Source organism: Paraburkholderia panacisoli (genome assembly GCF_008369935.1).
Lineage (GTDB): Bacteria > Pseudomonadota > Gammaproteobacteria > Burkholderiales > Burkholderiaceae > Paraburkholderia > Paraburkholderia panacisoli.
In genome coordinates, this window is the sequence record NZ_VTUZ01000102.1 from 1 (window position 1) to 8212 (window position 8212).

Sequence of the window (8212 nt, forward strand, 5' to 3'; positions counted from 1 at the left end):
TACAAACGGGCTATTAAGGCAGTACTTCCCCAAAGGCACCGACCTGTCAGTGTATTCGCAGGCCAAACTCAATGCCGTGGCAAGACGATTGAACGAGCGTCCGAGAAAGACACTGGACTACGAAACGCCTGCCGAACGATTCCAGCAAACTATTGCATCCACCGGTTGAATCCGCCATCGCTATCAAGACATCCGAATGCAGATTTGGTGACGGTTCGACTCGATTGGCAAGGCTTTGATCATCTGAACAAAATCGAGTCCCGACTTAAGATTTCCCAACCGTGTCATTCCGCGCGTCTTCGCTGCCAACCATGAGCATCAATGGGAAGATTCCATTCAGTTGCTCGGCCTATTTCTACTATATCTATATCGAATCGGTCAGAAAGATTGCTATTGACTAGGGTTCGAAGGGGGCGGGATTGGACCGTTGGTAGGTACGCGCATCCTGTAGTTGGCGCCCTTTCTTGGCAGGATTTACTTTGAAGTTGCTCCCGGGACCCCTGATCATGCGCGAAGATATCGCACGCTATGCCCGATTGCCGTGCAATATCCTTGAAAACAGCATCTGCTTGAAGCGCTTAACCGGTTCTGGACTGTGCTGCGCTTTAGCCAGAAGATTAGCCCCTTGCTGGGATGAGACGATAAACGCCGCTAGTTCGCCGCAATCGGTACTCTGTGCCAATTCGCCTTCTGAAACGGCGGCACGCAGGCAGTAGGCGACACTCTCGCGGATTTCGGCAAATATCTCATTCAGCCGGAGCCTGATGCCCTCGCTGTGACTGCTTGCCTCTGCTGCAAAATTTCCAAACAAACAACCGTCTCGCATGCTGTTCTTGTTCAACTTCGACATTGCGGCGTCGATGTAGACCTGGAGTCGTTGCAGTGGAGGCAAAGAGTCGTTTCGGAGGGTGTTCTCGATCATTATGCGCGTCCCTGCAAAATACAGATCGATGATTTCCAAGGCGAACGCTTCCTTAGATTCGAAATGATTCGTAAACGAGCCTTGGGGAACGCCAGCTGCCTGGACAATGTCACGTATGCCCGCCTCGCCGAAGCCGCGCTCGTGGACCACTTGCATGCCGGCAATCAGAATTTTTTCTCGATGCGATGCTTTGGCCATAAGTCCAAGATGCCTGTGTCAAGATGGACTCAATATAGTCGTCCATATTGAATTGGTCAAGCGAACCAATGGGTCTCGCTGCCTGGCTTCGACGCTTGCGAGTTGTTGGAGCCTCAGCCGACAATGATATGGAAAACGTCGACTTGAATTTGCACTTGAAAAACGAGGCGCTCAGAGGATAGTGTGACGAAGGAGTTTCAGCAATGCGTTTGCGAGTCTCTTCATTGTATTCGTCCTTGCGTAGCCAACTAGGCGCCAATGTTCTGTCTGCCAGACGGAAACGGAAGGAGCGCCACATGAGTGCAATCGCGACGCCGGCGGAACGTGTATCGAGCTTGACCCGAAAGTCGATAAGCGCGCTGTCTGGAAAACACGCTGGAAAGATCAAGAAGACAAGAGCACCGGGTTGTTCATATTTGGTCGCGGAGATATCGTCGCAGTTCTAGCTGGAAAGCAGGGCGTTGACCACGGCAGCATCGTTTAGACCAACAACGCTGCAAACAGTTTGCTTAGTGGCGCACAAACCTGCACGTGAAGATTGTTGTCGCAGGGGTAACGATAGTCCCTGCTGGGGGGGCGATGCTTCCACCGTCGCCCGTGGTACCTGTCGCACTCCGGCACGGCTTGCTGCCCCGGGTGGCGAGCCACTGCCCGCGCACCACACCTCTGTACGCTGCATGAATACTGCGCCAGGCGCTCACATGTGAATCTCCCGCTATCCTTGCAGGCGGTTCGAGGCGTGGTGACTTCCCCGCACCGGAACACGGATAACCGTGCCAGCGCGTGGCAGACGTTCAGTCAACTTCTGTCCGCGACGGGCGATGACACCCGCTGCGGCAGCGTGCACACTCCAGCCCCGTCGCGCTGCGTATTTCACCGCACCGATGGTCGACGTATAGGCTGGGTCAATCAGGATCAGTCGACACGTGCCCGGAAGCATTTCGCTTCGAGCAGTTGCCGGTATTTTTCGTAGAGCAGCCCCGAGAGCATGCGCGCTCCCTTTGGACTGAGCTGCGCCATCGCTTTCTTCTTTGCCATGAAGTCGAGATTCTCGGCGACGATGGGTTTCAGTTTGCCCTTCGCCCGCGCCGCAGCGTCCGACAGCGCATCGGGCAGCACGGCCTCGCGCTGGCCAGACGTGGTGTCTTCGCGAGGCAGCGCAAAGCGCTGGGTCGATATCAGGTTGCAGATGGGCCGGTCTCCGTGACCGCCAGATGACGCAGAATGCGGCACTGTGCTGAGCGCGTGGCTCGGCAGACCGCCGTGTATCGTCGGGAATTATTCACGTTCGAATAATTGTGATTTCAGTCTATAAATATAGTTTCCATGCGGATCTGTTTTAGACTGGATTTTAATGCGTGTCTCATAGAATGAATAGCGGCGCGCCCGTTTATTCAGTGCCTCATTGGAGTCTTAGATGAAGATAAAATTTTTCAACGCCTCACTCGTCACGACCCTGATCTCCGTCTCATTTCCAGCTTTTGCGAGTGGCTACGGGCCTGCACCGTTCTATCAGCCATCTGTCGGTGCACCTGCATCGCAGCGCGGCCAAGGCGAGCAGACCATCATTGCCGAGCGTAACAGCGCGAACAACGCGTCCCTTGAATCTTCCTCGGATTTGACTAGCGCTTCGGTATCAGGCGATCGCCAACCTGCGTCCAGCTCGCGCGATCTCCATACGGTTTACTGATTGTTTGATGGTTAGCGGGTGACCGCACTTGCTGACCACATGTCTGTCGCTCAGTGAGCAAGGTCCTTCAGACCGAGGTCGATGCCAACGGACCTTGTTGCCTCGCTGCGCCGTGGACAGTGCTGCGGACTCAGTTTCACGCAGATGTTGATATACTGCCGGCCGCGCGAGCCTCGCTGATATTGCCAGCGCCGAGTTCATAACCTGCAAGGCCGTAGCTATCCCACAGCGAAAGAACCATCAGGCCGAAAAATAGCTGCCCGTTCCAATATCGGATCGCCGTTGCCTTGAACGGGTTCCAGCCAGCGCGCGCCGTGAACCTTCCGACGCGCGCCAGCGCAACTTCACCTTCCGTGCCTGTTTTCTGCGCGTGGCGTATTCTCCGGCGACGGCATGTATCGCGCTCGAGTGAAGTTCAAGTCCGGTTTTTCTGCCCCATTTAATGAAGGGTTGGAAGTCGTGCCCTGAGGAGAACCGGCGTTCCTGTTCCAACACCTTCACCGAAAGTTGGTTGCAGTAGTTCCAGACGAAATTTTCTGCCCCGTGCCTGTTCCCGCAATTCACGTGTGTGCCTGTCTTTCAGCCGGGGGTGGAGACCACGGATCCTGTGCTGCATGTGCCAGTATGGTTGTTTCCCCGTATGGGCACATCTGCGTTCTCCCCTAGAAAATCACAGTGTCCGGGCTGTGCTTTCCACGCCCGCCTTTCGCTGTCTACACCCGTCTTTCATCCCCGGCCTGAAGGCCACGCCTCGGGTTAGCAACACTAAGCGTCGTGTCCGCGCAAACCCGACCATCGCATTTAAAAACGCGTTCTACGCCCGGTATCTTTGTGGAGATATCGGATGCGACTTCTATCAATCGGCGAGACGGCGGCAGAACTGGGTGTAGCGGTAGGCGCGCTGCGACAACAATCTGCATGTGAAGGTTTGTGCACTATTAAGCTAACGGTAGAGATCAGGCAATCTACGTTTTGTGACCCTATTTCGTCTGCTACAGGCACCCTCTGTCGGGTTACTCGGGTCAAAATATCGCTTCTCGACCTGTCGGCGTGCCCAAACGAGCGCAATCCCTGAGTAGAGGCAAGTTGCTTTCCGATGGCTCGGAAATCACAACCGCGAAGCGGAAAAGGCGCTGTTGCTGGACCTCCCCAATCAGGGTTCGGTATCCGACAGACGCGACGATGGCGCAAAAGTTCTGCCTCTGTCAGAACTTTTGCCAGTTGCCATCGGTTGATTCCAGCGAAATGACGTTGCTCTTGGTGGTGCCAACAGAAGGTGTTTTAATGGTGGCGGACGATCGTTCGGAGTTCATGGATTTCGTCGAACTACTTGACAGAGCAGGCAGGCCAGGTTCGCTATGAGGGGCTGCGCCTCGGGGGGCGGCTGGGCCTGCGTCGGCTACCTTGAACAAGGAGACTGCGTCCTCTAGCTGGTTTGCCTGTTGTTCAAGCGATTGAGATGCCGCCGCTGCCTGTTCGACCAGTGCTGCGTTCTGTTGCGTGACCTCGTCCATCTGAGTGACTGCCTGATTGATCTGTTCAATGCCGCGGCTCTGTTCTTCAGAGGCTGCAGCGATTTCGCCCACCATGTCAGAGACCTGTTTGATTGCCTGCTTAATCTGACCCATGGTCACGCCGACCTGAGAAGCCTGCGCCGCACCATCTTCAATCGTTGCGACGGACGAGCCGATTAGCTCCTTAATTTCTTTAGCGGCAGCGGCGGAACGCTGGGCTAGACTACGAACTTCGCTGGCTACGACAGCAAAACCTCGTCCTTGCTCGCCTGCGCGTGCGGCTTCCACGGCAGCGTTCAAGGCAAGAATATTTGTCTGGAAGGCTATCCCTTCGATGACGCCGGTGATCTCGGAAATTTTGCTCGAACTTGCGCTAATTTTGCCAATGGTGCCGACCATAGATTGGACGGCATCGTTGCCTGATTCGGCCATATCTGAGGCATTCGTTGCCAGGCTATTCGCCTGGCGTGCATTGTCGGCATTTTGCTTCACAGTTTCCGTCAACTGCGTCATGCTGGCGGCCGTTTCCTCAAGCGATGCCGCCTGTTCTTCAGTTCTCGCCGACAAGTCCATATTGCTGGCTGCGATTTCGTGAGACGAATTGGCCAGGTTCGTCGTGGTCCCCCGGACATTTCGTACCACGCCTGCCAAGCCTGTATTAATTCCGTTCAAAGCTTCGAGTATCTGTCCTATTTCGTCGCCTCGATTCACAGGTATTTGGACGGATAAGTCGCCCTTCGCGAGACGTTGCGCGGCAGTTTCCGCGTCGCGCAGTGAATGACTTACTTTACGTCCGACGATCGCGAATACACCTATGCCAGTCATAAGCACCAAAGCGAGATTCAGGACGGCGCTGGGGATTAAAAGTAGTTGTGTTTTTTGGTCAAGTAGTAGATGGGTGGTCACGTCGCGGCCTACAACAAGCGCCGCGGTCCACGCCATCACTAGCAAGGACAGTTTTAGCTCAAGACTTGGCTGTTTCGCTTTGCTGATGTCTACACCAGCAACAGAGGCGCCGATGATCCTATTGCCTGCGTCGCAGATAGGGCCGTAAAGAACAGTGAATTTCTTGCCGGATAAGGTCGAATAGCCAAAATAGCTGCTTCCAGATAGAAGTAGCTGATATGCGGGATGTGAGCGTTCAAGGGTCACGCCCAAGGCGCGAGCACCCTTTGCATCTTTGACCGTGGTTGCGACCCGGACAAAAGCCTCGCCGTCGCGCACAAAAAGGGAAGCGTTCCCCCCGGTTTCGTTTGCAAAGCTGTCGACTACTGCGTGGTCCATGTTCACCGCGCGATCGCCGTTTACCAGGATCGGTGTCTGCTGGCCGGCTATCTCGACGTGCCTTGTTCTGTCAAGGGAGAACACTGCTTTATAGCGGCCCATCAAGTTCTTCTGCAGTCGTCGGATCTGGTTTTCTTGCGAGCGGAAACTGAGCATATGCGCCATCCTGAACATGATTCATTTCGTGATTGAGATCTTCCAGTCCGAATTCATAGTAACGACTGGAGTGGCAGTGGGAATTGTCAGCGTTGGCGGTCGCGTCAATCCTTGACTTCGTGGACCCCCGCGCGATGCGTTCGGCGAACTGGGGGCGCTGGCGAAGCTTGAGGCACCGATGGAACCGTACGCCGAGATCGGTTCTTGAGCGCTTTGGGGTGTTCATCGACGAAGTGCGGCAGTCGACTTCAAACGCGTAGACATCTTGATCGATCGAGACCATGTTCGAGGCAAGCGCGTGTGATTACTATGGCTGCCTTGTCCGTTTCAGGTTCCCACTTGCAGACAAAAGGTGCGGACGGTGACGGTGTTGCGGTCCCTATTACGTTCGGACAGGTGCCCCCTCGACATCTGGCGGTTAATCTAGCTGCCTATTGCTAAAAGGAGAAAGACTTTGTAGGCTGATGCGCATGCCTTTGAGGCATGAGACACTAAAGAGGCATCAATGGAGCTTCGACATCTTCGGTATTTCGTCGCCGTCGCTGAGACAGGTAGTCTCACGGTCGCGGCCGAGGAGCGCCTGCACACATCGCAACCCTCGCTTAGTCGCCAGATTCGTGATCTCGAGGACGAGGTCGGCGTGCAACTGTTTAACCGCGGTGCACGTGGGGTTGACCTGACTGCGTCGGGCAGGGCATTCCTCGATCATGCGCGGTTGGCTCTTTCGCAGGTCGACGCAGCGACCGAGGCCGCACGCCGCGCTGCGCAACCGATGAAACAGGTGTTTGCGCTCGGCTTTCTGACTGGGCAGGAAATGACCTGGCTGCCACGGGCCATGCAGATTCTTCGCGATGAATTGCCGAACATCGAGGTCACGGTATCAAGTGACTATTCGCCAGACCTTGCCCAAGCGCTTGCGCGCGGCAGGCTCGACCTGGCGTTTCTGCGCGCTGAACCTGGTTTCGATCTCGAATATCGGGTCGTTAATAAGGAGAGGCTCATTGTGTTGATGCCGAGTGACCACCGGCTGACCGCGCAAACAGCAATCCGTCCGAAGGACTTCATGGACGAGCCGTTCATCATGGCTACGAATAAGGCCGCGGTGTTGCACGAGGTAATCGAGCGGTATCTGCAAGAAAATGGAATTGATGTCGCGCCCGAACACGGGGTCGATAATCTTGCAATGGCGGTGTCGCTGGTTGCGTCCACACGTGGGCTTGCATTGATGCCAGAGTATGCGACTAACCTGTTGCCATGGTCGGTGGTTAGCCGGCCAGTCGAGGGCGACGCGCCGACCATTGACCTCGTTATCGGCTACAGTAGATCGAACTCTTCGGCAGTTTTGGTGAAATTTCTTTCGAGAATGGAGGAGCTGGTTGCGCAGTTCATCGCCTGATTTTCGTGAAGAGAGGATCTTTGCCTCGACATCGTGTTGTGTATTCACTCAGAGCCAGAAAAATTAATAGCAGATTCGAAACTCTGTTTGCTAGATAAACAGAGTCGGGGAAACGTTCTCAAAAACCTGTTTAAATCGGTCCTGCAATGGTCAGCCGTTGGTGGATCGAGGGCAGCAGCTCAGTATGCCGATACGAATAGCGGTTTTAAAACATACACACGCCTGCTTGCATCATTTCCGCCGTCTGGCGTCGCGCTGACATCCAGTAGGCATTCCTTAAGCGTGGTTTTTGCTTGATCTGCTGGAGCACCTGACGGCGAACCCAACAGTCTTTATCCGCAGTTTGGCCTGAAGACCTCAGCGTGAAGCTCAGCCCGCAGCACGGCCCACACCGCAGCGGCGCAGCAAAGTCCGTCGGCATTGATCTCGGGTTGAAGGACTTCGCCTCACTGAGCGATGGACACGTGGTGGGTTCCGGGCGGCACTACCGCAAGCTCGAAGGTGAGCTTGCGAAAGCGCAACGCGCGAGGAACAAAGCACGCGTGCGTGCGCTTCATGCAAAGATAAAGAATTCACGGAAAGACCAGCTTCATAAGCTTTCCACGGTGCTCGTTCAGGAGTACCGCGCCATCTTCATTGGCAACGTGAACGCCTCAGCGCTTGCGAAGATACGGATGGCGAAATCCGTGCTCGAAGCAGGCTGGAGCTCGTTCCGGACCATACTGCTATACAAGTGCGACTACGCCGGCGTGTGGCTCGATGAAGCATATTCAACCCGGACCTGCAGCTGCTGTAAAAGGCGCATGGGCCCGAAGGGCCCGGAGGGTTTGCGAATAAGGGAGTGGGCCTGCCCCGAGTGTGGCGCATATAACCATTGCGACATCAACGCGGCCGAGAAGATTGTCGCGGCGGGATGTCACTGTCTGGCTGTAGATCCTATGAGCAGGGGTCGTCGACGAACTGATACGTAAAATCAGAGTGTCGAGTGCTGTTCAAAGGAGAACATCATGCGCACGGATCAGACGTTCATGACGGGTGGTGAGGAAGTGGTG

6 protein-coding genes and 2 pseudogenes are annotated in these 8212 nt (G+C 55.2%); 4 read left to right on the plus strand and 4 right to left on the minus strand.

The window, feature by feature from the left end; translation table 11 throughout:
• Positions 1-169: IS30 family transposase (locus FVF58_RS50315; RefSeq protein ID WP_149676886.1), on the plus strand; the 169-nt coding region annotated here is incomplete at its 5' end.
• A gap of 357 nt (positions 170-526) precedes the next feature.
• Here FVF58_RS50315 and FVF58_RS50320 read toward each other — a convergent pair.
• Together FVF58_RS50320 and FVF58_RS54050 are read right to left on the minus strand one after the other, a co-directional pair.
• A complete protein-coding gene (locus FVF58_RS50320; RefSeq protein WP_149676887.1) occupies positions 527-1120 on the minus strand; it encodes a TetR/AcrR family transcriptional regulator in 594 nt (197 codons plus the stop codon).
• Positions 1121-2035: 915 nt separating this feature from the next.
• The gene (locus tag FVF58_RS54050; RefSeq protein ID WP_246217605.1) at positions 2036-2239 is read right to left on the minus strand and encodes a hypothetical protein; all 204 of its coding nucleotides are present in this window, start codon (positions 2237-2239) and stop codon (positions 2036-2038) included.
• A 298-nt stretch (positions 2240-2537) separates the two neighbouring features.
• Here FVF58_RS54050 and FVF58_RS50330 point away from each other — a divergent pair, with 298 nt between their 5' ends.
• Positions 2538-2810, plus strand: a complete 273-nt coding sequence (locus FVF58_RS50330; RefSeq protein WP_149676888.1) for a hypothetical protein — start codon at positions 2538-2540, stop codon at positions 2808-2810.
• Positions 2811-4015: 1205 nt separating this feature from the next.
• On the opposite strand, the pseudogene FVF58_RS50335 reads toward FVF58_RS50330, so the two are convergent.
• Both FVF58_RS50335 and FVF58_RS55170 read right to left on the minus strand, forming a co-directional pair.
• A pseudogene (locus FVF58_RS50335) lies at positions 4016-5185 on the minus strand (methyl-accepting chemotaxis protein); the annotation flags it as partial.
• Between the two features lie 129 nt (positions 5186-5314).
• Positions 5315-5782, minus strand: a pseudogene (locus FVF58_RS55170) (Cache 3/Cache 2 fusion domain-containing protein); the annotation flags it as partial.
• 487 nt (positions 5783-6269) lie between these two features.
• Between FVF58_RS55170 and FVF58_RS50340 the strand changes: the two are divergent.
• Positions 6270-7160 (plus strand): LysR family transcriptional regulator, encoded by an 891-nt coding sequence (locus tag FVF58_RS50340; RefSeq protein ID WP_149676889.1) that lies wholly within the window; start codon positions 6270-6272, stop codon positions 7158-7160.
• Positions 7161-7522: 362 nt separating this feature from the next.
• Positions 7523-8131: an RNA-guided endonuclease InsQ/TnpB family protein gene (locus tag FVF58_RS50350; RefSeq protein WP_246217607.1), complete on the plus strand. Its 609-nt coding sequence runs from the start codon at positions 7523-7525 to the stop codon at positions 8129-8131.
• Positions 8132-8212 lie beyond the last annotated feature (81 nt).

What these genes read in the sequence shown, in the direction of transcription:
- FVF58_RS50330 (WP_149676888.1), top strand. Translation starts at nt 2,538, where the DNA reads ATGAAGATAAAATTTTTCAACGCCTCACTCGTCACGACCCTGATCTCC.
- FVF58_RS50320 (WP_149676887.1), bottom strand. Translation starts at nt 1,120, where the DNA reads ATGGCCAAAGCATCGCATCGAGAAAAAATTCTGATTGCCGGCATGCAA.
- FVF58_RS50340 (WP_149676889.1), top strand. Translation starts at nt 6,270, where the DNA reads ATGGAGCTTCGACATCTTCGGTATTTCGTCGCCGTCGCTGAGACAGGT.